Here is a 24,893-nt window from a genome sequence, read left to right as displayed (position 1 = left end):
GCGGCCGGTCACCGGTTGAAGGGCGCGACGGGGACGCGTCGGACGATCTCGTGCAGGACGTCCTCCGCAGTGCGGCGAGCGAGCTGCGCCTCTCCGGACAGGATGAGCCGGTGGGCGAGCACGGGGACCACGATGCTCTGGACGTCGTCGGGCAGCACATGGTCGCGGCCCTCGAGGGCGGCGACGGCGCGCGAGGCGCGCAGCAGGTGCAGGGTCGCACGCGGCGACGCCCCCAGTCGCAGCGCGCTGCTTGTTCTGGTGGCGGTACTGATGTCGACGACGTACTGGCGGATGGCGGGGCTGGCCCAGACGTCGCGCACGACGTCGATGAGCCGGGCGATGGTGTCGCCGTCGGTCACCGACTGCAGACGCTCGAGCGGAGGCGTACCGCCGTGGGTCTCCAGCATCGCGACCTCGGCGGCCGGCGAGGGGTAGCCCATCGAGATCCGGGCCATGAACCGGTCGCGCTGCGCCTCCGGGAGGGGGTAGGTGCCCTCCATCTCGATGGGGTTCTGGGTCGCCATGACGATGAACGGCTTGTGCAACCCGTACGTCCGCCCGTCGACGGTGACCTGGCCCTCCTCCATGCTCTCCAGGAGCGCCGACTGGGTCTTGGGCGAGGCACGGTTAATCTCGTCGCCGACCACGACGTTGGCGAAGATCGCGCCGGGACGGAACTCGAAGTCCCGCACGTCCTGGTTGAAGACGCTGACCCCGGTGATGTCACTGGGCAGCAGGTCGGGCGTGAACTGGATCCGGCGCACTGTGCAGTCGATGGTCTTGGCGAGCGTCTTGGCGAGCATCGTCTTGCCGACGCCCGGCACGTCCTCGAGTAGCAAGTGACCCTCGGCGAGCAGCACGGTGATCGCCGTCGTGACGACTTCGGACTTGCCCTCGATCACCGAGGTCATGGCCTCCGACATCGAGCGGACCACCGCGCGCACCTCGGCGAGGGCGTCCGTCGTGGTGCGCGGGCCGGTGGCTTCGGGGCGGGCTGGTGGGGGACCCTGCGGGCTCCGGTCGGTCTGGTCCGTCACGTTGGTCACGTGTCCTCCGGCCGTCGTTGGTGGTGTCGGGGGCCCGGGTCGGGCCTGCTGGTGGGCGCTGGTGGAGCGCTGGGGGCTGGGTGCGGGCAGGTCGATCTCCCGCCCCCGATGGCTGGTCTGATCTTCCCCCACAACGCTCCACTTGCCTAGAAGTTCACCCAGAACCGAAACCTCGCGCAGGACGGCCGGTCGGTTCACGCGGTTCACCAGTCGGTAGGCCGCCAGCCGGGTGCCGCCGGGTGCCGCCGGGTGCCGCCGGGTGCCGCCGCCGGGAGTGTGGCCCGCCCCACTTCCCCCCACGGGTTCTGAACTGCGAAAACAGCAGCAACGCACCCCTACTTGGGCCTGTTTCTAGGCAGATGTGGTGCGAAGTGGAGTATGGTGGGGCAACAAGGAGCATGGTGTTCCGGCGCAGACGGATTGAGGGGGTGGCGCGTGTTTCTCGGGACGCACACACCCCGACTAGACGAGAAGGGCCGTCTCTTCCTGCCCGCCAAGTTCCGGGACCGCCTCTCCGAGGGCCTGGTCGTGACCAAGGGGCAGGAGCGCTGCCTGTTCGTCTACCCGGCCGACACGTTCGTCGAGATTGCGGGCGCCATGCAGAAGGGCCCCACCTCGTCCAAGGCCGTGCGGGACTACATCCGCGTCTTCCTCGCCGGAGCGCACGACGAGGTCCCGGACCGGCAGGGCCGTCTGACCGTGCCGCCCGCGCTACGGCAGTACGCCGGGCTGACGCGCGACTGCGCCGTCATCGGGGCCGGCGACCGGATCGAGGTCTGGGACGCCAGTGCGTGGGAGACCTATCTCGCCGCGAGCGAGCAGGCCTACGCCGAGCAGTCCGAGGAGGTGGTACCCGGCCTGTTCTAGCCCCCTCTGACCCACTCTGACCCCAACTGACCTACCTGATCTGAGCCCTGGCCTCCAGCCGCTGACCCTCCCGAGACGACTTCCCCCGTCCCGGGCACCGGGAGAGACAACCCGCAGCGGATGGGGACCAGGTCGCAGATCCGACCACCACCTCTCGAGCCACCGCCGCTCACCAGCACCGACCGCCAGCACCGACCGCCACCAGCACCGACCGCCACCAGCACGAGGACCTTTGACGATAAGGACAGCCGGGTGATGACGACAACCGGGACAGCCGGGGCAGAGGGCGGTGAACCTGCTGCCCCCCGGCACGTCCCCGTGCTGCGGGACCGGGTCGTGGAGCTGCTGCGGCCGGCACTGATCGCCCCCGGGGCGGTCTACGTCGACGGCACGCTCGGCATGGGTGGCCACGCCGAGGCCATCCTGCAGGCCTGCCCCACTGCGCGGGTCGTCGGCATCGACCGCGACCAGGACGCTCTCGACCTCGCCGGGGCCCGGCTCGGTCGGTATGCCGACCGGCTCACCCTGGTCCACGCCGTCTACGACGAGTTCTCGTCGATCATCGCCTCCCTCGGGCTGGCCACGATCGACGCCGCGCTGTTCGACCTGGGTGTCTCCTCACTCCAGCTGGACGAGCAGGACCGCGGGTTCGCCTACCGGGTCGACGCGCCGCTGGACATGCGCATGGACCAGAGCGCCGGCATCACGGCCGCCGACGTGCTCAACAGCTACGAGCCGCGGGAGCTGACGAGGATCCTGCGTGACTACGGCGAGGAGAGGTTCGCCCGCAAGATCACCGGTGCCGTAGTCCGGGAGCGTGAGAAGGAGCCGTTCACCACCTCGGGCCGCCTCGTCGAGCTGCTGCGCTCGACCATTCCGCAGGCATCGCAACGCAGCGGGGGACACCCGGGGAAGCGGACCTTCCAGGCGCTGCGCATCGAGGTCAACGCCGAGCTGGCGGCCTGGGAGGACGCTCTGCCTGCCGCCGTCGACGCGCTGGCGGTTGGTGGCCGGATCGCCGTCCTCAGCTACCACTCGCTCGAGGACCGGATCACCAAACGCGCGCTCGCATCCGGTTCGACCTCGAGCGCGCCTCCCGACCTGCCGGTTGAGCCGGCCGAGCACGCGGCATACCTGCGGCTGCTCACTCGCGGAGCCGAGGAGCCGCCCGAGGCGGAGGTCGCCGCGAACCCGCGCGCCGCCTCGGCACGGTTGCGTGCCGCGGAACGCGTCGCCGCCGGGCCGAGGCGCTCACCGCGCGCAGCGCCCCCAGCACGAGCCCGTCGCAGCAGCAGCGCAGCAAGGACGAAAGGACGCCGAGGATGAGCCAGAGCCAGACAAATGCCGTCGCGCACCCCCGGTGGTCGCGCGAGGCCGCCAGGCCCACCGGACGACCGCTGGCGCCCCTGCGCGTCGTGCCCGCAGCCATCCGCCAGACCGGCAGCGGGCTGTTCGCCGCCCTGTGCCTCGTGCTGCTCGCGGCCGGCCTGGTCGCGCTGCTCATCTTCAACACCGCGCTGGCGCAAGGAACCTTCCAGCTGCGCGACCTGCAGAGCACGTCCGGAACGTTGACGGACACCCAGGAACAGCTGACCCAGGGGGTCGACGACCTGCGTTCCCCCAGCTCGTTGGCGGGCAAGGCTCAGGCGCTCGGCATGGTGCCCGCGACGAGCATGGCCTTCATCCGACTGTCCGACGGGGCCTTGATCGGCGTGGCGCAGCCCGCCAAGGCACAGCAGCGACTTAACGTCGTCACCAGCCCCACGCCCGCCCCACCGGCACCGGTCGCCCCAGCTGCACCCGTGGCCACACTCGCAGCACCAGCAGCGCCCGCACCTGCCACGCCCGCACCCGCAACGCCCGCACCCGCCACTCCCGCAGCGCCCGCGGGGTGACCCCGCTCCCCACCGCCCGCGCGCAAGATCGAGACGAGACCCAGAGGTGACCCGGCACGTGAGGCAGCAGGCGCCGCGCAGGCAGTCCGGCGGACGACCCGACCCCGCCCGTGCGCAGTCGTCCCCTCGCCCATCCCCCCGTCCATCCCCCCGTCCATCCCCCCGTCCGGAGCCCCGCGGGGGGCCACCTCGCGGCCCGTCACGCCGGCGCCCGCGGGCGGGCGTCGCGAACCCGCACCGCCGCGTCCGGTTCATGCTCGTCACCGCGATGTTCGTCTTCACGGTCTTCGCCGCCCAGCTGCTGCGCGTCCAGGCCTTCGACGCCTCCCGCGTCCAGGAAGCCGCCCTGGACAAGCGCCTGGTGACCAAGGTCGACCGGGCGCTGCGCGGCGAGATCACCGACACCAACGGGGTGGTACTCGCCTCGAGCGTCGAACGCAAGACCGTCTACGTCGACCAGAAGGCCATCGCGACCTACGCCAGGAAGGTCAACGGCACCACCACCACCGTGGGCGTGGTCGGCGCCGCGCAGGACATGGCCCCGATCCTCGGCACGACGGCGGACGCCCTGATCCCGCTGCTCATGGGAACCAAGTACGTCGTCGTCGCCAAGGAGGTGACGCCGCTGGCATACCGGTCGTTGACCGCCCTCGGCATCCCGGGCATCTATAGCGAGGCGACGGCCGAGCGGATCTACCCCGCGGGGATGACCTCGGCGCCCCTGGTCGGCTTCGTCCAGGCCGACGGGACGGCCGGTGGCGGCCTGGAGGTGATGGAGAACTCCGCGCTCAAGGGCACGCCGGGCAAGCAGATCTACCAGCGCGCGCAGGATGGCACCGAGATCCCCTGGGCGGTCCAGGAGAGCACCCCTGCCGCGAACGGCGACGACGTCAAGCTGACCATCGACGCCGACCTGCAGTGGTTCGCGCAGAACCAGATCGCCAACATGGTCACGCAGAGCCAGGCCTCGTCGGGCTACGTCGTCGTGCAGGAGGTCAAGACCGGCAAGCTGCGCGCCGTGGCCTCCTACCCGACCTTCGACCCGAGCGCCGTCGGTCAGTCGACCCCGGCCGGGCTGGTCAACCACGCGTTCCAGGACGTCTACGAGCCCGGTTCGACAGGCAAGGTCATGTCTGTGGCCGCCGCGCTCCAAGAGGGCCTGGTCCAGCCCACCAGCCAGCTCATCGTCCCGAACCGGCTGCCGCGGTCGGACACGGTGTTCAAGGACGACGTCGAGCACGGCACGCTCAATCTGACCGTCGCGGGAGCTCTGGCCATGTCGAGCAACATGGGGACCATCCTCGCGACGGAGAACGTCCCCCGAGCCACGATGTACGACTACTTCCGCAAGTTCGGGATGGGGTCAGCCTCAGGCATCGGCTACCCCGGCGAGTCCGCGGGCATCCTCGCCAAAGCCGCGGACTGGAGCGGGTCGCAGCGTTACACCGTGCTGTTCGGTCAGGGCTACTCGCTCAACGCGATCCAGGCGGCCGGGGTCTACCAGACCCTGGCCAACGGCGGGGTCCGGATCCCGCCCAGCCTCGTCGAGAGCACCACCGACTCGGCCGGCAAGGTCAACCTCGCCCCGCAGCCGCAGGGCATCCGCGTCGTCGCGACGGACACCGCCACGAAGGTGAGCCAGATGCTCGAGGAGGCGGTCGGCCCGCACGGGACGGCTCCCAAGGCGAGGATCGACGGCTACCGGGTCGCCGGCAAGACCGGCACCGCGAACCGCTACGACGAGACGGTCGGCGCATACAGCGGATACACCGCCTCGTTCATCGGCTATGCCCCGGCGGACAACCCGAAGTACGTCGTCGCCGTCACCCTGCAGCAGCCCGTCCAGGGGCACTTCGGGGGGCTGCTCGGCGCCCCGGTCTTCAAGGACGTGATGACGTACGCGCTGCAGCGGGCCCAGATCGCCCCGACCGGCACCGTCGGGCCAGTGATCCCGCTCAACTCGCAGGACTCGGCGTGGGATCCCAACGATCCCGCCGTGCTCAACGGTGAGAAACGCAAAGGGTAGCCTTCGAGGAGTGCCCGCCCCCCGTCCCACCTCGGTTCCCGAGGTGCCGCTGGGAGAGTTGGTGAGCCTCGTGGGGGCCACCCTCAGCAGCGGTGGCCCCCACGGCCCGGTGGCGGTCCGTGGCGTCAGTCTCGACTCCCGCACTGTGCAGCCCGGCGACCTGTATGCGGCGCTCCCGGGCTTTGCCACGCACGGGGCGTCGTTCGCGGCTGAGGCGGTCGCGAGCGGGGCGGTCGCCGTGCTCACCGACCCGGCCGGCGACGCGCTGCTCACGGCTGCGGGTGTGACACACGTGCCCGTGCTCGTCATCAGCGAGCCGCGCGCCGTCCTCGGCGACGTCGCAGCGGTGGTCTACGGGAGGCCGGCCGACGCCTTGCGGCTGATCGGCGTGACGGGGACCAACGGCAAGACGACCACGGCCTACCTGATCGAGGCAGCCCTGCGCGCGATGGGCGTCCGCACCGGTCTGATGGGCACCGTCGAGACCCGGATCGGTGACGAGCGCCTGAAGTCGAGCCGGACCACGCCCGAGGCGACCGAGCTGCACGCGGTGCTGGCGCTGATGCGCGAGCGGGGGGCCACTGACGTGGTGATGGAGGTCTCCAGCCACGCCCTCGCCCAGCACCGGGTCGACGGGGCGGTGTTCGACGTGGCCCTGTTCACCAACCTCTCGCAGGACCACCTGGACTTCCATGGCTCGATGGAGGACTACTTCGCAGCGAAGGCGCGGCTGTTCACGCCGGAGCACTCACGGCGCGGCGTCGTCTGCGTCGACGACTCCTGGGGCGTGCGGCTCGCCGCTCAGTCCACGGTCCCCGTCGTGACGCTGGGGTCCCACCTGGGCGCGGTAGCGGACTGGTCCGTGCGACCCCGGACCTGGCCGGAGCTCGTCCTCACCGGACGGCACGGCTCGGTGACCCTGCAGTGCCACCTGCCCGGGGAGTTCAACATCGTCAACACGGCGATGGCAGCGGTTGCCCTGGTCGAGGCGGGCTACCCGCTCTCGAATGTTGCTCCGGCGATGGGTAGGGAACCGGTCGTGCCGGGGCGGATGGAGCTGGTCACCGCGACCCACCCCGACCCGCGGCGGGACCCTCGCGGCATCGTCGACTACGCGCATACCCCCGATGCTGTCGAGGCCGCCCTGCGTGCACTCCGATCCTCGACACCAGGGCGGCTCGTCGTGGTGCTCGGTGCGGGCGGCGACCGGGACCGCGGCAAGCGGGCCGGGATGGGTGCGGCCGCCCGCAGGTGGGCCGACGACGTCATCGTGACCGACGACAACCCCCGGTCCGAGGACCCTGCGGCGATCCGCTCCGAGATCATCGAGGGGATGCGCGACGTGCTGCCCTATGACGCCGACATCGCCTCGGGGAGGCGCGGTCCGCGCTGGTCCCAGTCCTCCTCCGCCGGGCGCGCCGCCCACATCGCGAACGCGGTCCTGGCGGCGCGCCGTGAGGGTGTGGCCGGCGACAACACCGTGGTTGTCCTCGGTAAGGGCCACGAGACGGGGCAGGAGATTGCCGGGGTCGTGCATCCTTTTGACGACCGGGACGCCTTGCGGGCAGCCTTGGACGGCCTCGACTACCGACCGGAAGCGACCTGATGATCCCGACGACCCTGCGGGATCTCGCTGTGCTCACGGGTGGCTCCCTTCACCCCGGGCTGTGCAACCGGCCGACCAACGGGCCGACCAACGGGCCCCAGACGGTTCAGCACACGGCGATGCTCGGCGACCTGGTGGTCGACGGACCGGTGACCACGGACTCGCGCCAGTGCCGTCCCGGCAGCCTCTACGTCGCGCGCGTCGGCGAGTATGCCGACGGGCACGACTACGTCGAGTCGGCGCGCGAGGCCGGTGCCGTCGCCGCCCTGACCAGTCGGCCCGTCGACGTCCTGCCGTCGTTGGTCGTCGACGACGTCGAGGTCGCGTTCGGCCGGGTGGCGCGCGGGGTCGTCGACCGGGCGCCGAACCTGACCGTCGTGGCGGTGACCGGCTCGTCGGGCAAGACGAGCACCAAGGACCTGCTCGCGCAGGTGCTCTGCGTGGCGGGTGAGACGGTGGCACCCGTCGACTCGCTCAACGGGGAGATCGGCGTCCCGCTGACCGTCTGCCGGGTCACGAGCTCGACCCGGTTCCTCGTCGCGGAGATGGGGGCCCGACGCATCGGTCACCTGCGTTACCTGACAGGCATCGCCCCGCCCGACGTCGCCGTGGTGCTCAACGTCGGGTCCGCCCACGTCGGGGAGTTCGGCAGCCGCGAGAACATCGCCGTGGCCAAGGGTGAGCTCGTCGAGGCCCTCACACCCGACGGCCTGGCCGTCCTCAACGCCGACGACCCGGCTGTCGCCGCGATGGCGGCCCGCACCTCGGCTCGAGTGGTCACGACCGGTGTCCGCGAGCCGGCGGACATCAGCGCTCGGGAGGTCCGTCTGGACGACGCGGGACGAGCCACCTTCGTGCTGGTCACCGCACAGGGCGAGCGCCCCGTCCGGTTGCGTGTCGCCGGCGCCCACCAGGTCGGCAACGCGCTCGCGGTGGTCGCAGTCGCGCGAGAGTGCGGTCTCGACCTCGACCTCACGGTCAAGGTCCTGGGGGAGGCCGCCGCCGTCAGCCGGTGGCGGATGGAGGTCGTCGAGCGCACGGACGGAGTGACCGTCGTCAACGATGCCTACAACGCGAACCCCGACTCGATGCGCGCCGCCCTCGACGCCTTGCACGCCATCTCCACGGCCACCACGCCCGCCCGGCGGTCTTGGGCGGTTCTCGGGGAGATGCTCGAGCTGGGAGCCGACTCCCGGGCCGAGCACGAGCAGCTCGGTCGCCGGGCCGTCGCCCTGCGCGTCGACCAGGTCCTCGCCGTGGGCGCCGGGGCCAGACCCATCGTCGAAGCAGGCTCGACTGGCTCAATTGGCTCGACTGGCCCGGCCAGCGGGTCCGGCCGCTGGGTGCCGGACGTCGACGCGGCATACGAGCTGCTGCGACGTGAGCTCGCCCCCGGTGACGTGGTGTTGCTCAAGTCCAGCCGCGACGCCGGGCTACGGTGGCTCGGGGACCGTCTGGTCGGGCTGGAGGTGCCGCAGTGAAGGGCGTGCTCGGGGCGGCCGCCGTCTCACTGCTGGCCGCGCTGCTCGGGACGCCGATGTACATCCGGTTCCTGGGCAGGCGCGGTTACGGTCAGTTCATCCGCGACGACGGACCGACGTCGCACCACACCAAGCGCGGCACCCCGACGATGGGGGGGGCCGTCATCCTCGGCGCGGTGCTCGTCGCCTATTTTGTCGCGCACCTGTTCACCCTCACCCCCCCGTCGATGAGCGGGCTGCTCGTGCTGTTCTTGATGACCGGTCTCGGCCTGATCGGGTGGCTGGACGACTTCATCAAAATCTCCAAACAGCGTTCCCTCGGGCTGCGGTCGGGGCAGAAGCTCGCCGGCCAGGCACTCGTCGGGGTGATCTTCGCGGTCCTCGCGCTGAACTTCCCCAACGACCAGCGCCGCACTCCTGCGTCACCGTTCATCTCGGTCGTGCGCGACACGCACGTGAACCTCGCGTTCGCCGGGACGGTCGGCGGGGTCCTGCTCTTCGTCCTCTGGGCCAACCTGATGATCGCCGGCACCTCGAACGGCGTGAACCTCACCGACGGGCTCGACGGGCTCGCCACCGGGGCGTCGACGATGGTGTTCGGCGCCTACGTCCTGATCAGCATCTGGACCTCGAACCAGAACTGCCAGACCAACCCCGGCATCAAGTGCTACGAGGTGCGCGACAGTCTCGACCTGGCCATGGTCGCCGCGGCGGGCATGGGGGCGTGCTTCGGGTTCCTGTGGTGGAATGCCTCCCCGGCCAAGATCTTCATGGGCGACACCGGCTCCCTGGCCCTGGGCGGTGCGCTCGCGGGGCTCGCGATCACGACACGGACCGAGCTGCTCGTCATCATCCTGGCCGGATTGTTCGTCCTGGAGGTGCTCTCGGTGATGGCCCAGGTCGGCTCGTTCAAGATCACGGGTAAACGGGTACTTCGGATGGCGCCCTTGCATCACCACTTCGAGCTGATCGGGTGGAACGAGATCACCGTGGTCATCCGGTTCTGGATCATCGCGGGACTCTTCGTCGCGCTGGGACTGGGCATCTTCTACGCCGAGTGGGTGGTGGGGACCTCGTGACGGACGACAGCCTGGACAAGTTCGCCGACCCCTACGAGCCCCGGCCCGGGCTGACCCACCGCGACGCGGACTGGTCCGGCCTACGCGTCCTGGTCGCCGGGCTCGGGCTGAGCGGGTTCGCCGCCGCCGACGCCCTGTCCGAGCGTGGGGCGGTCGTCACGGTCATCGACGGGCGACCGCACGGCGAGGTCACGGCCAACGACGAGCGGGCGGGCATCCTCGACATCCTCGGCGTCGAGGTGCGCCAAGGTCCCGAACACACGGCCGGTATGCCTCTCGAGGCTGGTCAGCTCATCGACCTCGTCGTGACCTCGCCGGGGTGGCGACCCGACCAGCCGGTGCTGCTCGAGGCGGCCGCGCGAGGCATACCGGTCTGGGGGGAGGTCGAGCTCGCCTGGCGGATGCGGGCATCCACCGGTGCCGCTCCCTGGCTGACCGTCACCGGCACCAACGGCAAGACGACGACCGTCAACATGCTGGCCGCGATCCTGCGGGCAGCCGGGCTGCGCGCCACGAGCGCCGGCAACGTCGGCACCCCGATCCTCGAGGCGGTGCTCCATCCCGAGCCGTTCGACGTCATCGCCGTTGAGCTGTCCAGCTTCCAGCTGCACTGGCAACGTTCGGTGTCGGCGGTGGCGTCGGCCTGCCTCAACGTCGCCCCCGACCACCTCGACTGGCACGGCTCGTTCGAGGAGTACCTGCGCGCCAAGGGCCGGATCTACCAGCACACCCACATCGCGTGCGTCTACAACGTCGCCGACCCGCTCACCGAACAGCTCGTCATGGAGGCCGAGGTCGTCGAGGGGTGTCGGGCGATCGGCTTCACCCTGGGGGTGCCGGCGCCGTCGATGCTGGGTCTGGTCGACGAGGTGCTCGCCGACCGTGCCTTCGTCGAGCAGCGGCAGAACTCCGCCGCCGAGCTCGGCACCCTGCTCGACCTGCAGGGCGACGCCCCGAGCCTCCCGCCGCACTACGTCGCCAACGCCCTCGCCGCAGCGGCCCTCGCGCGGGCCTACGGAGTGGGACCGCTGTCGGTGCGCGACGGCCTGCGGACCTTCCGCCAGGGCCCCCACCGAATCGCCGACGTCGCGACCGTCGACGGAGTCAGGTTCGTCAACGACTCCAAGGCGACCAACCCGCACGCCGCCCTGGCCTCCCTCCGTTCCTTCGAGCGGGTCGTCTGGGTGGCCGGTGGCCTGCTCAAGGGGGCGGACGAGCAGCAGCTCGCCGACCTGGTGACGGCGGTCTCGGACCGGCTGCGCGGCGTCGTGCTCATCGGTGCCGACCGCGCCCGCCTCGCCGATGCGCTGGCCCGACACGCGCCCGAGGTCCCGGTCGTCGACCTCGAACCGCCCCAGACTGGGCCCATGGCCGCACTCGACGTGATGGACCTTGTGGTCGAGCGGGCCGTCTCGCTCGCCCAGGACGGTGACGTCGTTCTGCTTGCACCCGCTGCGGCCTCGATGGACATGTTCGCCAACTACGCCGCGCGCGGCGACGCGTTCGAGGCAGCCGTACGCCGGTACGCCGAGTCGCATTGACGGCGGCGCGACCGACATGACCAGCCGATGACCAGCCGATGACCAGCACAGTGACGCCGCGGGCCAGGGCGCGCACACCCGGTGCGCCCTCGGGGCCACGCCAACGGGCACCGCAGGGTCAGCAGGCCGAGCAGCGCGACGCCGAACAGGACCACGGCCTGCTCCACCGCGCCCTGCCGTTCCTCGAACGGCTCGAGTCACCGGTGACCACTTACTACGTGCTGTTGAGTACCACCGCGATCCTCGTCGTCATCGGCCTGGTAATGGTGTTGTCGGCGTCGATGATCACCTCCTACCGCGAGGACGGGTCGTCGTTCACGGTCTTCCTCGACCAGGCCAAGTTCGCGGCGATCGGCATCGTCCTGGCGGCCGCCGCCTCCCGCGTTCCGGTGCACTGGTACCGCAAGCTGGCGCTGCCCGCCCTGATCGGAGCACTGGCTCTGGAGGCGCTTGTCTTCACCCGGCTCGGCGTCTCGGTCAACGGCAACCGCAACTGGGTCCGGCTCGGGGTGCAGATCCAGCCGTCCGAGGTGCTCAAGCTCGCGTTGATCCTCATCGGAGCCGCGGTCCTGGCCAAGAAGCGCAAGCTGCTCGACCGGTTGCGACACGTGATCGTGCCGTTCCTCGTCCCCATCGTCCTGGTCACGGTCGGGCTAGTGCTCGCCGGACGCGACTTGGGCACCGGCCTGATCCTCATCGGAATCGTCGGCGCCCTGCTGTTCGTCTCCGGCGTTCCCGCCCGGTTCTTCATCCTCGCGGCCACGGCGTTCGGGGCCGTCACCGCAGTGCTCGTCATCACGAGCCAGAACCGGATGGACCGGATCACCCAGTGGCTGAGCAACAGCTGCACCGACCCCGACGGCACCTGCGGCCAGTCCGTCCACGGTCTCTACGCGCTGGCCGACGGGGGGTGGTGGGGCGTCGGGCTCGGCGCCAGCAAGGAGAAGTGGAGCTGGCTGCCCGAGGCTCACAACGACTTCATCTTTGCGATCATCGGCGAGGAGCTCGGGCTGCCCGGGACCCTGGTCATCCTGGCGCTGTTCACTCTGCTGGCGTGGGGCTGCTACCGGCTCGTCCAGCGTTCGCGCGACCAGTTCGTCCGGGTCGCCACGGCTGGGGTGATGGCCTGGATCCTCCTGCAGACGATGATCAACATCGGCGCGGTGATCGGTCTGCTCCCCGTTATCGGCGTCCCGCTCCCGCTTGTCTCGGCCGGTGGCTCGGCCCTTGTCACGACCCTGCTCGCTCTGGGAATGCTGCTTTCGTTCGCTCGCAACGAGCCCGGCGCCCGGGACATCCTCGCCGCACGACCGAGTGTGGTCCGGCGCTCTCTCGCGGTGCTTCCCCGGCGCAGGCAGCGGTGACGGGTGCAAACGCAGCGGTGCCGGTTCGCTGATGGAGACCGCTGCCCGTCCCTCCTCGGTGCTGCTGGCCGGCGGAGGGTCGGCGGGACACGTCTCGCCGCTCCTCGCTCTGGCCGACGCCCTTCGTCGGCGCGACCCCGACGTAACGGTGACCGCTTTGGGTACCGAGACCGGGCTGGAGGCGCGCCTGGTCCCCGCCCGCGGCTACGACCTGCGCTTCGTTCCGCGAGTTCCGTTGCCGCGCAAGCTGGATCCCGCACTCATGCGACTCCCTAGTGCGCTGCGCAAGGCTGTGACGGCGGCGGGCCGGGCCATCGACGAGACCGGCGCCGAGGTCGTGGTGGGTTTCGGTGGCTACGTCTCGACCCCGGCATACCTGGCTGCTCGCCGACGCCGACTGCCAATCGTCGTCCACGAGCAGAACGCCACCCCGGGAGTCGCAAACCGGTTGGGCGCCAGGTTCACCCGGTTCGTCGGGACCACGTTCAGGGGAACCGCCCTGGCCCACGCGACGCTGGTCGGTATGCCGTTGCGTCGCGAGGTCTCGCAGCTCGACCGCGGCGTTCGGCGTGCCGAGGGAATGGCGGCGTTCGGTCTCGATCCGCAGTGGCCCACGCTGCTCGTGACCGGCGGGTCGCTCGGCGCGCAGCGGCTGAACGAGACGTTCGCCGCCCGCAGCCTCGAGCTGAGCGCAGCCGGGATCCAGGTGCTGCACGTCACTGGGGCCGGCAAGGACTTCACGCCTGACCTACCGCCCGTGGGCGCGCCATACGTCGTCGTGTCGTATGCCGACCGGATGGAGCTGGCCTACGCCGCAGCCGATCTCGTGGTGTGCCGCTCGGGTGCCAACACGGTCTGTGAGCTGACGGCGGTGGGGCTGCCAGCGGTCTACGTCCCGTTGCCGATCGGCAACGGCGAACAACGACGGAACGCAGCCGACGTGGTGGCCGCCGGCGGGGGGATCCTGGTCGAAGACGCCAGGTTCACCCCGCGGTGGCTGTCCGAGCATGTCCTTGCGCTGGCCACCGACGGCGCGCGTCTCGACACGATGGGCGATGCTGCCGCGTCCGTCGGGCAGCGTGACGCGGACGAGCACCTCGTCGACCTCGTGCACGCGGCGTATGCCGCGGGGCCCACCGGGACCCCGGTCACCCCGGGGGTGGGTTCGTGAGCCTCCCGACGACCCGGTTCGACTTCCTCGCCGAGGTTCCTGCCGCCGCCGACCTCGGTCGGGTGCACTTCGTGGCGATCGGCGGGGCGGGCATGTCCGGTGTCGCCCGGGTGATGCTCGCCCAGGGCCTCGAGGTGAGCGGGTGCGACGCGAAGGAATCCTCGCTGCTGCAGACCCTGGCGGCCGAGGGCGCGACGGTCGTCGTCGGGCACGACCCCGCGCACGTCGCTACGGCCGACACCGTTGTCATCTCCTCGGCGATCCGCGAGTCCAACCCCGAGCTCGTCGCGGCTCGCTCCGGCGGCCGTCGTGTCCTGCACCGCGCCCAGGCTCTCGCCTCGACGATGCGCGGGCGCCGTCGGGTGGCCGTCGCCGGCGCGAACGGCAAGACCACGACCACCTCGCTCCTCACTGTGGCGCTGCAGGCGTGCGGCGTCGACCCGTCGTTCGCGGTGGGCGGCGAGCTCGCCCGGCACGGCACGAACGCCCATCTGGGCACCGGGGACGTGTTCGTCGTCGAGGCGGACGAGAGCGACGGCTCGTTTCTGGTCTACCGGCCCCATGTCGCCGTCGTCACGAGCGTGCAACCCGACCACCTCGACTTCTACGGCGACCTCGAGACGGTCGAGGAGGCATACCGGGAGCTCGTCGGGACGATCGAGCCCGGCGGGCTGCTCGTCGTCGGGGTCGACGACGAGGGAGCACGACGGCTGGCCGACTGGGCGCGCACGAGGCGAGACGATGGCGACCCGGAGCTGAGGGTCCTGACCTACGGGCTAGCCGAGGATGCCGACGTGCGGGTGCAGGACGTGGAGCATCGCGGACTCGCCTGGGCGGCCACGGTCACGCTGTCGGGCGCGCAGCATCGCCTGCGCCTGCTGGTGCCGGGCGAGCACAACCTCCTCAACGCCACTGCAGCACTGGCGGCCGCCACCGTCGGACTGGGGCAGCCGGCCGACGAGGTGGTCGCGGGCCTGGCCGGCTTCACAGGCACGCGCCGCCGGTTCGAGCCCAAGGGGCGCGAGGCGGGTGTCCAGATCGTCGACGACTATGCCCACAACCCCGGCAAGGTCGCCGCGGTCGTCGACACCGCCCGGCAGCTGCTCGACGACGCTGGTGCGGGTCGGTTGGTCGTGGTGTTCCAGCCGCACCTCTACTCGCGGACCAGGGACTTCGCGCAGGAGCTCGGGGCGGGGCTCGCTCGCGCCGACGTCGTCGTCGTGATGGACGTCTATGCCGCCCGCGAGGACCCGCTGCCGGGTGTCTCGGGCCGGCTGGTGGCCGACGCGGTGAGCGCCCTTGCCTCCGTCCCGGGTGCCGAGGGAACCGGGGCGCGGGTTGTCTATGTCCCGTCCTGGGCGGCCGTCGCCGACGCCGTTGTGGATCTGGTCGCTCCGGGTGACCTCGTGCTCACGGTCGGTGCCGGCGACGTGACGATGATCGGACCAGAGATCCTGCTGCGACTGCGTGAGGCAGGCCGCGCTGAGGGATCGGCCGGGCAGTCGGCTGGGGAGTCGGCTGGAGGATCTGCTGACGGATCTGCTGACGGATCAGTTGACGAGTCGGGGGCGGGCTCATGAGTACGCGGCCGCGCTGGCTGGCCGAGGCGGCAAGGTCGAAGACGACACAGGAGCCGTCGACCCTGGTTCGGCCCACCGCAACCCTGAAGTCGCAGGTCCGGTCCACCCACGACCGGTTCGACGAGCGGGCCCGCCGGGCCCGGCGGGCCCGTACCTGGCCGCGGTTGCTCCTGACCGTGGGTGTCGCGATCGTCCTCCTGGTGACGGCGGTGGTCTGGCTGGTTGCCTGGAGCCCGGTGCTGACGGCCCGCGAGGTCGCGGTGAACGGGTTGTCCAACCCGGCGGAGACGCAGGCCGTAGCCGCCGCAGCGGCCATCCCGTTGGGGGTGCCGTTGGTCAAGATCGACACCTCGGGTGCAGCCGCCCGGGTTGCGAAGATCCCCACCGTGGCGTCCGTGACCGTGACGCGGTCCTGGCCCTCGACGGTGACGGTGCAGGTGGAGCGGAAAGTTGCCGTCCTGGGCGTCCAGAACCCTCAAGGTCAGCTACAGGTTGTGGATGCGCGAGGCATCCCGTTCGAGGCGGTCAGCGCACTACCCCCGGGGATCGCGCAGGTCAACGCCACCTCCAGTGCGCCGGACCCGGCAGGACTGCGGGCCGCCATCGAGGTCCTGCAGGTCCTCAGCCCCACCCAGCGCAGCACCGTCTCGGCCCTCACGGTCACGAGCGCCGACCTGGTGACCCTGCAGCTCGGCGCCGTGAGCGTGGTCTGGGGTGGCAGCGACGACGGGGCCAAGAAGCTCGCCGTGCTCAACGCGCTGCTGCGGACCAACCCGGCCGTCATCGACGTGAGCGCGCCGGACACCCCCGTCACGCGCTGACCGACACCGGGTAGGGCTGGTCGTCACTCCCGTCCCAGAGGCCCCATAAGGCTCTCGCGTCCCGATCGGGTGCCCGCCGGGCGTGAATCTCCGCGGAAGGTCGAGGGACACGCCGCGCGGCGTGTTGATCGGGCCGGGGCAGCGGCATAGCGTCTCGCCCAGGCGAGGCTGACCGGAATATAACCGTCAGGTAGACGTTGAGCCTCGCTGGACACGCCGAGTAGGCACACGTACCCGCACCAGTAACTTCAGGAAGGCCCTTCCCGTGGCTGCAGACCCGCACAACTACCTGGCCGTCATCAAGGTCGTCGGCATCGGCGGCGGAGGCGTCAACGCGATCAACCGGATGATCGAGGTCGGCCTCAAGGGTGTCGAGTTCATCGCCATCAACACCGACGCGCAGGCCTTGCTCATGAGCGACGCCGACGTCAAGCTCGACGTGGGCCGTGAGCTGACCCGCGGTCTCGGCGCGGGCGCCGACCCCGAGGTGGGTCGCAAGGCCGCGGAGGACCACGCGGAGGAGATCGAGGAGGTGCTCAAGGGCGCCGACATGGTCTTCGTGACCGCCGGGGAGGGCGGTGGCACCGGCACCGGCGGTGCGCCGGTCGTGGCCAAGATCGCCCGCGACCTCGGCGCCCTGACCATCGGGGTCGTGACCCGCCCGTTCACCTTCGAAGGCCGCCGCCGCGCCAACCAGGCGGAGTCCGGCATCGCGGGGCTGCGTGAGGAGGTCGACACCCTCATCGTCATCCCCAACGACCGGTTGTTGTCGATCAGCGACCGCAGCGTCTCGATGATGGACGCGTTCCGCAGCGCCGACCAGGTACTGCTCTCCGGCGTCCAGGGCATCACCGACCTGATCACCACCCCAGGGCTGATCAACCTCGACTTCGCCGACGTCAAGTCGATCATGCAGGGCGCCGGTTCGGCCCTGATGGGCATCGGCTCCTCCCGCGGCGAGGACCGGGCGGTCCAGGCTGCCGAGCTGGCCATCTCGTCTCCCCTTCTGGAAGCGAGCATCGACGGCGCGCACGGGGTGCTGCTCTCCATCTCGGGTGGCTCCGACCTCGGGCTGTTCGAGATCAACGAGGCTGCTCGACTGGTGCAGGAGGCCGCGCACCCCGAGGCCAACATCATCTTCGGCGCCGTCATCGACGACGCCCTCGGCGACGAGGTCCGCGTGACGGTCATTGCGGCCGGGTTCGACGGTGGTGGCCCGACCAAGCTGCGCGACGAGCGGGCGCTCGCCTCGGCTGAGCGTTCCGGCGACAGCCGCGGTGGTCAGCATCCGCAGCCGCCCGCACCGTCACGGCCCACCAGCTCGTCGGGTCTGCCTGCTCCGTCGCGCGACGGAGGCTCGGGCAGCAACGGCGAGTCGGGTTCGACCTCGTCCACTCCGGCTCCCACGCCCGCTCCGGTCGGTGCGACAGGTGGTTCGCAGACACCGCCGCGGACTGTGACCTTCGACGACGGAGACGACCTCGACGTGCCGGACTTCCTCAAGTAGGAGAACGAGGAAAGTAGGAGAACGAGGAAAGTAGGAGAACGAGGAAGGTAGGACAACGAGGAGTCGAGCACCCCGGTTCTGCGAGGATCGGGAGGTGTTCTTCTGGACTTGCGAGCTCGAGCCCGGCGCCGGCCGCCATGGGGTGCGGTTCGCGGTGACCTCGCGAACCGGAGGCGCCAGCGTCGGTCCCTGGTCCGGCCTCAACCTCGGCGGTGGCAGCGGCGACGACCCGGAGGCGGTCGAGTCGAACCGGCGTGACCTCGCGAAAGCGTTTGGTGTCTCGCGCGACCATCTCATCCTCATGCGGCAATGCCACAGCGCCGACGTCACCACGGTCGACGGGCCGTGGGGCGCCGAACCGCCCGCCCTCGACGCCGTGGTCACCACCAGGGACGACCTTGCGCTGGCCGCTCTCTCGGCCGACTGCGTACCCGTCCTGCTCGCCGACCCGGTCGCCGGCGTCGTCGGGGCGGTCCATGCCGGCCGACCCGGGATGGTCGCGGGTGTTGCCCTGCGGGCCGTCGAGCGGATGGTCGACGAGGGCGCCGGAGTCGACGACCTGGTGGCCGTTGTCGGACCGTCGGTCTGCGGGCGGTGCTACGAGGTCCCGGCCTCGATGCGCGACGTGGCGGCGGACGTCAGTCCGGTCAGCGCCACGCTCTCGTGGACGGGCACCCCCGCCATCGACGTGGCGGCCGGCGTCGTCGACCAGCTCACCGGTCTCGGGGTCGACGTCACGTGGGTGCCCGGCTGCACCCGCGAGGACGCCGACCTCTACTCCTACCGTCGGGACGGCACCACCGGCCGGTTCGCCGGCGTCGTCCGCTTACTGCCGTCGTGACGAAGGGATGAGCGTGCGGCCGCAGGAACGCGGCAGGCAGCTAGCCGACAACCTGCAGACGGTACGCCGGCGGGTCACCGTCGCCTGCGACGAGGCGGGTCGCAACCCCGCGGAGATCAACCTGGTCGTGGTGACGAAGTTCTTCCCCGCGTCCGACGTGCGCCTGTTGGCCGACCTCGGCGTGAGCCAGTTCGGCGAGAGCCGCGACCAGGAGGCGCGGTCCAAGAGCGAGGATGTCGCACTCGAGGGCGTGGACCTGACTTGGCACTTCATCGGCCAGCTGCAGACCAACAAGGCGGCTTCGGTCGTCTCCTATGCCGACGTCGTCCACACCGCCGACCGCCCGAAGCTTGTTCGCGCACTCGCGACTGCGGCCGAACGGGAGGGGCGGCGGCCACGGGTCCTGGTCCAGGTCAACCTCGATCCCCGCCTCGATCCCAGTCTCGATCCCGGCCCCGACCCGCGTGCTCCGTCCGATGCGGCCCACACCTCCCGCGGAGGCATCGCTGTCGGCCACGCCGAAGGACTGGCCGACCTCATCGCCGGTAGTGCCGCACTCGATCTCGGCGGAGTGATGGCGGTGGCCCCGGCGGACGCCGACCCCGGCGAGGCCTTCGCGCGGTTGGCCGAGGTGGCGACACGCATACAGGCGTCGCACCCCGACGCCACCTGGGTCTCGGCGGGCATGAGCGGAGACCTCGAGGCGGCGGTGCGCCATGGAGCGACTCACCTGCGTGTCGGGAGCGCAATCCTCGGCTCGCGGCCGCCGCTTCGCTAACGTCACTGCAGCAACAGGTTTCGTATCACGCAGCTCACAAGGAAAAGGGAGTTCCACGATGGCTGGGGCGCTTCGCAAGACGATGGTCTACCTCGGGCTCGCCGAGGAGGACGAGCGCTACGACGGCTACGACAGCGAGCTGCGCGACTCCCGTGACGACGAGTACGCCCGCGCCGACCGTTCGGAGCGGCCCGACCGGTCGGCTCATCCCGACCGACCCGAGCGCGGGGCTGCCGTGACGTCACTGCCACGCCGGACGCAGGTGGCCACCTTGGTGCGCGAGCCCGAGGTGGGTCCCCTCAACCGGATCACGACGATCCACCCGCGGACTTATAACGAGGCCAAGACCATCGGCGAGGCGTTCCGCGAGGGCACCCCGGTGATCATGAACCTCTCGGACATGAGCGACGCCGACGCCAAGCGGCTGGTGGACTTCGCGGCCGGCCTCGTGTTCGGTCTGCACGGGACCATCGAGCGGGTGACGTCCAAGGTCTTCCTGCTCTCTCCTGAGCACGTCGAGGTGGCTGCCGAGGAGCCCGAGGCGGCTCCGGCCACCCGGGGCTTCTTCAACCAGTCCTGACGGGGCGTCCTCGGGCGTTCCACAGCAACCGCTGTGTGGATTGACAGCAACCATCAGCGACACTGGTCTCATGCGCCTCGTGGGATCCCTCTTCTCGACGGTGGTCTTCCTGTTCTTTCTCACGCTGATCGGGAGACTGATCTTCGACTGGGTCCAGGTGCTGTCTCGAGAGTGGCGCCCGCGTGGGGCGATCCTCGTCGTGGCGGAGGCCGTCTACTCGGTCACCGACCCGCCGTTGCGGCTGCTCCGTCGGGTCATCCCGTCGATCAACCTCGGCGGTATGCGCATCGACATCGCCTTTCTTGTGCTCATGGTGATCACCTCGATCCTCATGAACGTCCGCATCGCCTGACCCTCGCGCCACGCGTGCCACGCCTTTCGCGGCCGGCCACGCCCCGGGTCCCTCGCGCCTGCGCGCAGAGTCAGAACTCCCATCCCGCGCAGAGTCGGGTTGGACGTGGTTTCTCCGGGCGCTAACGTTGCCCCCGAACCGGCACGACGACCGAGGTGGAACTTATGGCGCTGACGCCCGAACAGATCCTCAACAAGCACTTCCAGACGACGCAGTTCCGCAAGGGCTACGACGAGCGAGACGTCGACGACTTCCTCGACGACGTCGTCGCGGAGATGCGCGCCCTTGTGGGTCAGCGCGACGACCTCAAGCACCAGCTGGACGAGGTCCAGTCCGGTCGAGGCTCACAGAACGGCTCTGACGGCCACGCGGGTGAGGTCGACGAGTCCCAGCTCGCCGGGCTGCGCGCGCGCATCTCCGAGGCGGAGTCGAAGGAGAAGGAGGTCGGCAAGCGTCTCTCCAAGGCGCAGGCCGACGTCGCCGCGGCGGAGGCACAGGTGCGTGACCGCCAAGGGGCCATCGACGCCTCCGTGCAGGAGCGTCTGGACGCCGCCGAGACCCGGGCCCGCGAGGCGAGTGAGGCCAGGGCTGCCGCCGAGCAGCGCGTGAGCCAGCTGGAAGGCGAGCTGCAGCTAGCCCAGCAGTCTGCTGCCGAGGCGCAGGAGAAGGTGCAGGCCGCCGAGCAGCGCGCGGAAGCCTCCTCCGCAGCCGCAGCCGAGGCGCACGAGAAGGTGCAGGCCGCCGAGCAGCGCGCCCAGGAGGCGCAGGAGCGCGCCGACCAGACAGCCGTCACGGAGGCTCCGGCCATGGCGCCCACCGAGGGCCAGTCTGCCGACACCAACACCGGCGTCATGCGTGCGGTCGCGGGGGGTGCCGCCGGTGGTGCGAGTGCAGCGGCGCTCATCGAGCTGGCACAGCGGTTGCACGACGAGCACGTGGGCAAGGGTGCAGCGCAGCGCGACGAGCTGATCTCCACCGGTCAGGCCACCCACGACGACCTGGTGAACACCGGCCAGAGCAAGCACGACGAGCTGGTCGGCGCCGCGCAGGCAACCCACGACGAGCTGATAGGCACGGCGCAGGCCAAGCACGACGAGCTGCTCATCACCGGCCAGTCACGCCACGACGAGCTGCTCTCGACCGCTCAGGCCCAACACGACACCCTCATCGCCGAGGCGACGGACCGCCACGACCAGATGATCACCGAAGGGCGCGAGCGGTCGACCGGGATGGTGGCCGAGGCACAGAACAAAAAGGCCGAGGTCCTCGGCGAGCTCGAGGAGGAGAAGGGCTTGCTGGAGCAGAAGATCGACCAGCTGCGCGGATTCGAGCGCACCTACCGCGGTCAGCTCAAGTCCTACCTGCAGGGCCAGCTCGACGACCTCGACCACACTGGCGCAGACTCGGCGCCGCAAGAGGCGACCGCCGCGGACACCGAGCCCGCCGACGCGGGCCAGACCACGACCTAGACGAGACCTAGACACGACCTAGACACGACCTAGACGCGACCTAGACGGGCGTGGGCGAGGGCGCGCGAAGCCCGCAGCCGCGTTGCCCGGATGGCGGCGGCCAACGCCGTCTCGACCGTGGATGGGGTGCGGACCGACGGGTCTGCACCCCATCGGCGCTCTGGCGACCGACAACGCACCGGTATCCCGGTGAGCCGGTTTGGAGCCGGCCTCCCGCGGGCCATATCCTCACCCCACTCGCCACCCCAGACCCGGAGACTTCAGGGGTGGTCAACCCAGCAGGAGGGGCCGGAACGTCATGGCAGGCACGAGGGTTACACCGAGCGGGACTGGACGAACCGCGTCCCCCCGGTCTACGAAAACCGCGCCGCGCGTCAGCAAGGCCGCGGCGCAAAAGACGGTGGTGACGAAGTCCGCGCCGAAGAAGACCACGGTCAAGGCGGCACCCGCGACGAAGGCGGCCAAGGCGGCACCCGCGACGAAAGCGGCCACCAAGGCCACGACCTCCAAGGCTCCACCAGCAACGAAGGCCACGACCACCAAGGCTCCACCAGCAACGAAGCGCGCGACCACCAAGGCCGCGACCACCAAGGCCGCGACGGCGACTTCCAAGGCTGCGGCCGGGACGAAGGCTGCGGCCGGGACAAAGGCTGCGGCCGGGACGAAGGCTGTGACCGGGACGAAGGCTGTGACCGGGACGAAGGCTGCGGCCCGGACAAAGGCTGCGCCCGCGGAGACCAAGGCTGCACCGGCGAAGGCTGCACCGACCAAGGCTGCACCGACCAAGCGGGCCACCGCCACGCATACTCCGGTTCGTTCCGCACACACCACCAAGGCGGCCGCCTCGACGGCAGCTGCGACCACCGCGACCACCACGACCACCACGGTGCTGCGCGTGGCCAGCACCGACGCCCCGTGGACTGCCACCGAGCTGCGGGAGATCCGCGACGAGCTCCAGAGCGAGCGGGCTCGAGCCATGGCCGACCTCGAGATCACCGAGGCGGACCTGCAGGGTCTGCTCCGCGACGCGGGGGAGGGCACCGGCGACGACCAGGCCGATGCGGGCGCGAGCATCTTCGGTCGGGAGTACGAGATGACCCTCGCCGCCAACTCCCGCGACAAGCTGAACCAGATCGAGCACGCCCTCGAGCGGCTCGACGACGGCAGCTACGGTGTCTGCGAGTCCTGCGGCAACCCCATCGGCAAGATCCGGCTGCAGGCCGCCCCCCGGGCCACGCTCTGCCTGACCTGCAAGACCCGGCAGGAGCATCGCTGATCTCTGACCCGGTTCCCGCACCACCGGCTCGCCGGCGGCGGTTGTTCGTCCTGCTCGGTGTGGTCGCCGTCGTCTGCTACGTCGCCGACCAGCTCAGCAAGGCGTGGGCCGTCCGCACCCTGACCGACCAGCCGCCGACCGACCTCGTGGGCTCCTTCCTGCGCCTGGAGCTCGTCCGCAACGCCGGCGCCGCGTTCTCGCTCGGCACCGGCAACACCTGGGTCCTCACGCTCATCGCCCTGGTCGTGCTCGTCGTCGTCATCCGCACCAGCCGTCGCCTCGGGTCCGCAGGCTGGGCCTGGGCTCTGGGGCTGCTGCTGGGTGGAGCCCTGGGCAACCTGACCGACCGGCTCGTGCGTGACCCCGGTTTCGGGCAGGGCCACGTCGTCGACTTCATCAACTACACCGGGCTGTTCATCGGCAACGTCGCCGACATCGCCATCGTGAGTGCGGCAGTCCTCATCGGGCTGCTGGCCGTGACCGGCCGTGGCGTCGACGGGACCCGGGATGGCGGCCGTCAGGGCGCCGCGCAGGCAGCCGATGACTGACACACGTACCCTCCTGGTTCCGCAGGGGCTGGAAGGCGAACGGGTCGACGCCGCCATCGCCCGGCTGTTCGGGCTGTCCCGGACCCGCGCGGCTGACCTCGCGGCCGGTGGCGAGGTGAGTCTCAACCACAAGGCAGCGGGCAAGTCGGACCGGGTCAGCGCGGGTGACCTCCTCGAGGTCACGCTGCCGGACCCAGCGGCCAGCGCGACCCTCGCGATCGTCGCCGAACCCGTCCCCGGCATGGCGATCGTGCACGACGACGACGATATCGTCGTGGTCGACAAGCCGGTAGGAGTGGCCGCCCACCCGAGCGTCGGCTGGACGGGACCCACGGTGCTCGGGGGCCTCGCCGCGGCCGGCTACCGGATCTCGACGTCGGGGGCCAGCGAGCGGCAGGGCATCGTCAGCCGGCTCGACGTGGGCACGTCCGGCCTGATGGTCGTCTGCAAGAGCGAACGTGCCTACTCCCTGCTCAAACGGGCCTTCAAGGCGCGCACGGTGGACAAGACCTACCACGCCCTCGTGCAAGGGCTCCCGGACCCGCTGGTCGGGACGGTCGACGCCCCCATCGGGCGGCACCCCGGCCACGACTACAAGTTCGCGGTGAAGGAGTCCGGAAAGCACGCGGTCACCCACTACGAGGTGGTCGAGGCGTTCCGCCACGCCTCTCTCCTGCAGATCCACCTGGAGACCGGCCGTACCCACCAGATCCGGGTGCACTTCGCCGCCCTGCACCATCCGTGCTGCGGTGACCTCACCTATGGCGCCGACCCGCGGCTGGCCGCCCGCCTGGGTCTGGAGCGGCAGTGGCTGCACGCGAGCGGGCTGGGCTTCGACCACCCGGGCACCGGCGCGTGGGTCACCTACTCCAGCCCGTTTCCCCCGGACCTGCAGCACGCCCTCGACGTCGTCTCCGCCGGCTGAACGCCTGGTCGGTATGCCGTCTCGCGCCCCCGGCTCCCCGGTGTCCCCGCCCGTTCGACCGCCCGACCCCTCAGCGCCCTGACCGTGGCGTTCCCGGCCGTATCGGTCGGCACGTCCCGCACCGCTGTCGACGTCATCAC

Annotated in this window: 23 protein-coding genes; 21 read left to right on the top strand and 2 right to left on the bottom strand. The window is 70.6% G+C overall.

All coding sequences use genetic code 11. The features are described 5' to 3' along the window. Positions 1–8: 8 nt before the first annotated feature. Positions 9–1,037 (bottom strand): AAA family ATPase, encoded by a 1,029-nt coding sequence (locus ABI385_RS15960; RefSeq protein ID WP_407068294.1) that lies wholly within the window; start codon positions 1,035–1,037, stop codon positions 9–11. Between the two features lie 444 nt (positions 1,038–1,481). Here ABI385_RS15960 and mraZ point away from each other — a divergent pair, with 444 nt between their 5' ends. From mraZ to ABI385_RS15870, 18 genes are all read left to right on the top strand, one after another. Continuing rightward, the gene (mraZ, locus tag ABI385_RS15955; RefSeq protein WP_348104749.1) at positions 1,482–1,913 is read left to right on the top strand and encodes a division/cell wall cluster transcriptional repressor MraZ; all 432 of its coding nucleotides are present in this window, start codon (positions 1,482–1,484) and stop codon (positions 1,911–1,913) included. A gap of 255 nt (positions 1,914–2,168) precedes the next feature. Then, positions 2,169–3,239 carry a 16S rRNA (cytosine(1402)-N(4))-methyltransferase RsmH gene (gene rsmH, locus ABI385_RS15950; RefSeq protein WP_348104778.1) on the top strand — a complete coding sequence of 357 codons (1,071 nt, stop codon included), beginning with the start codon at positions 2,169–2,171 and terminating at the stop codon, positions 3,237–3,239. Next, the gene (locus ABI385_RS15945) at positions 3,236–3,808 is read left to right on the top strand and encodes a hypothetical protein (protein WP_348104748.1); all 573 of its coding nucleotides are present in this window, start codon (positions 3,236–3,238) and stop codon (positions 3,806–3,808) included. The genes rsmH and ABI385_RS15945 overlap by 4 nt, the downstream gene beginning before the upstream one ends. Positions 3,809–4,061: 253 nt before the next feature. After that, a complete protein-coding gene (locus ABI385_RS15940) occupies positions 4,062–5,834 on the top strand; it encodes a penicillin-binding protein 2 (RefSeq protein ID WP_348104747.1) in 1,773 nt (590 codons plus the stop codon). 10 nt (positions 5,835–5,844) lie between these two features. Next, positions 5,845–7,440, top strand: coding sequence for a UDP-N-acetylmuramoyl-L-alanyl-D-glutamate--2,6-diaminopimelate ligase (locus ABI385_RS15935; RefSeq protein ID WP_348104746.1), 1,596 nt, complete (start codon positions 5,845–5,847; stop codon positions 7,438–7,440). Further along, entirely contained in the window at positions 7,440–8,921 is a 1,482-nt protein-coding gene (gene murF / locus ABI385_RS15930) for a UDP-N-acetylmuramoyl-tripeptide--D-alanyl-D-alanine ligase (RefSeq protein WP_348104745.1), read from the top strand. The genes ABI385_RS15935 and murF overlap by 1 nt, the downstream gene beginning before the upstream one ends. Then, positions 8,918–10,000, top strand: a complete 1,083-nt coding sequence (gene mraY / locus ABI385_RS15925) for a phospho-N-acetylmuramoyl-pentapeptide-transferase (RefSeq protein ID WP_348104744.1) — start codon at positions 8,918–8,920, stop codon at positions 9,998–10,000. The genes murF and mraY overlap by 4 nt, the downstream gene beginning before the upstream one ends. Continuing rightward, complete coding sequence (gene murD / locus ABI385_RS15920; RefSeq protein ID WP_348104743.1) at positions 9,997–11,541, top strand: UDP-N-acetylmuramoyl-L-alanine--D-glutamate ligase; 1,545 nt, start codon at positions 9,997–9,999, stop codon at positions 11,539–11,541. The genes mraY and murD overlap by 4 nt, the downstream gene beginning before the upstream one ends. 38 nt (positions 11,542–11,579) lie before the next feature. Beyond that, positions 11,580–12,905, top strand: coding sequence for a putative lipid II flippase FtsW (gene ftsW / locus ABI385_RS15915; RefSeq protein WP_348104742.1), 1,326 nt, complete (start codon positions 11,580–11,582; stop codon positions 12,903–12,905). A 31-nt stretch (positions 12,906–12,936) separates the two neighbouring features. Continuing rightward, the gene (gene murG, locus ABI385_RS15910; RefSeq protein WP_348104741.1) at positions 12,937–14,076 is read left to right on the top strand and encodes an undecaprenyldiphospho-muramoylpentapeptide beta-N-acetylglucosaminyltransferase; all 1,140 of its coding nucleotides are present in this window, start codon (positions 12,937–12,939) and stop codon (positions 14,074–14,076) included. After that, the gene (gene murC / locus ABI385_RS15905; protein ID WP_348104740.1) at positions 14,073–15,656 is read left to right on the top strand and encodes a UDP-N-acetylmuramate--L-alanine ligase; all 1,584 of its coding nucleotides are present in this window, start codon (positions 14,073–14,075) and stop codon (positions 15,654–15,656) included. Before murG ends, murC begins: the two co-directional genes overlap by 4 nt. Further along, entirely contained in the window at positions 15,653–16,477 is an 825-nt protein-coding gene (locus ABI385_RS15900; protein ID WP_348104739.1) for an FtsQ-type POTRA domain-containing protein, read from the top strand. Before murC ends, ABI385_RS15900 begins: the two co-directional genes overlap by 4 nt. A gap of 265 nt (positions 16,478–16,742) precedes the next feature. Further along, positions 16,743–17,984, top strand: a complete 1,242-nt coding sequence (ftsZ, locus tag ABI385_RS15895; protein WP_348104738.1) for a cell division protein FtsZ — start codon at positions 16,743–16,745, stop codon at positions 17,982–17,984. Positions 17,985–18,078: 94 nt separating this feature from the next. Then, the gene (gene pgeF / locus ABI385_RS15890; protein ID WP_348104737.1) at positions 18,079–18,825 is read left to right on the top strand and encodes a peptidoglycan editing factor PgeF; all 747 of its coding nucleotides are present in this window, start codon (positions 18,079–18,081) and stop codon (positions 18,823–18,825) included. Positions 18,826–18,832: 7 nt separating this feature from the next. Further along, positions 18,833–19,603 carry a YggS family pyridoxal phosphate enzyme gene (locus tag ABI385_RS15885; protein ID WP_348104736.1) on the top strand — a complete coding sequence of 257 codons (771 nt, stop codon included), beginning with the start codon at positions 18,833–18,835 and terminating at the stop codon, positions 19,601–19,603. A gap of 58 nt (positions 19,604–19,661) precedes the next feature. Beyond that, positions 19,662–20,183: a cell division protein SepF gene (locus tag ABI385_RS15880; RefSeq protein WP_348104735.1), complete on the top strand. Its 522-nt coding sequence runs from the start codon at positions 19,662–19,664 to the stop codon at positions 20,181–20,183. Positions 20,184–20,253: 70 nt separating this feature from the next. Beyond that, complete coding sequence (locus ABI385_RS15875) at positions 20,254–20,535, top strand: YggT family protein (RefSeq protein ID WP_348104734.1); 282 nt, start codon at positions 20,254–20,256, stop codon at positions 20,533–20,535. A gap of 164 nt (positions 20,536–20,699) precedes the next feature. Then, positions 20,700–22,004 (top strand): DivIVA domain-containing protein, encoded by a 1,305-nt coding sequence (locus ABI385_RS15870; protein ID WP_348104733.1) that lies wholly within the window; start codon positions 20,700–20,702, stop codon positions 22,002–22,004. 270 nt (positions 22,005–22,274) lie between these two features. On the opposite strand, the gene ABI385_RS15865 is transcribed toward ABI385_RS15870, so the two are convergent. Further along, positions 22,275–22,910: a hypothetical protein gene (locus ABI385_RS15865; protein WP_348104732.1), complete on the bottom strand. Its 636-nt coding sequence runs from the start codon at positions 22,908–22,910 to the stop codon at positions 22,275–22,277. On the opposite strand from ABI385_RS15865, the gene ABI385_RS15860 reads away from it, so the two are divergent. From ABI385_RS15860 to ABI385_RS15850, 3 genes are read left to right on the top strand one after another with little or no spacing between them, the layout of a single operon-like run. Next, complete coding sequence (locus ABI385_RS15860; RefSeq protein ID WP_348104731.1) at positions 22,900–23,280, top strand: TraR/DksA C4-type zinc finger protein; 381 nt, start codon at positions 22,900–22,902, stop codon at positions 23,278–23,280. The genes ABI385_RS15865 and ABI385_RS15860 overlap by 11 nt on opposite strands. 41 nt (positions 23,281–23,321) lie before the next feature. After that, the gene (gene lspA, locus ABI385_RS15855) at positions 23,322–23,828 is read left to right on the top strand and encodes a signal peptidase II (protein ID WP_348104730.1); all 507 of its coding nucleotides are present in this window, start codon (positions 23,322–23,324) and stop codon (positions 23,826–23,828) included. After that, entirely contained in the window at positions 23,821–24,753 is a 933-nt protein-coding gene (locus ABI385_RS15850) for an RluA family pseudouridine synthase (RefSeq protein WP_348104729.1), read from the top strand. Before lspA ends, ABI385_RS15850 begins: the two co-directional genes overlap by 8 nt. The last annotated feature ends 140 nt before the right edge of the window (positions 24,754–24,893 follow it).

The sequence above is a fragment of the Lapillicoccus sp. genome, assembly GCF_039935575.1.
Taxonomy (GTDB): Bacteria; Actinomycetota; Actinomycetes; order Actinomycetales; family Dermatophilaceae; genus Lapillicoccus.
Note: the sequence above shows the minus strand (reverse complement) of the source record. Positions and strands in the feature narration are given on the sequence as shown.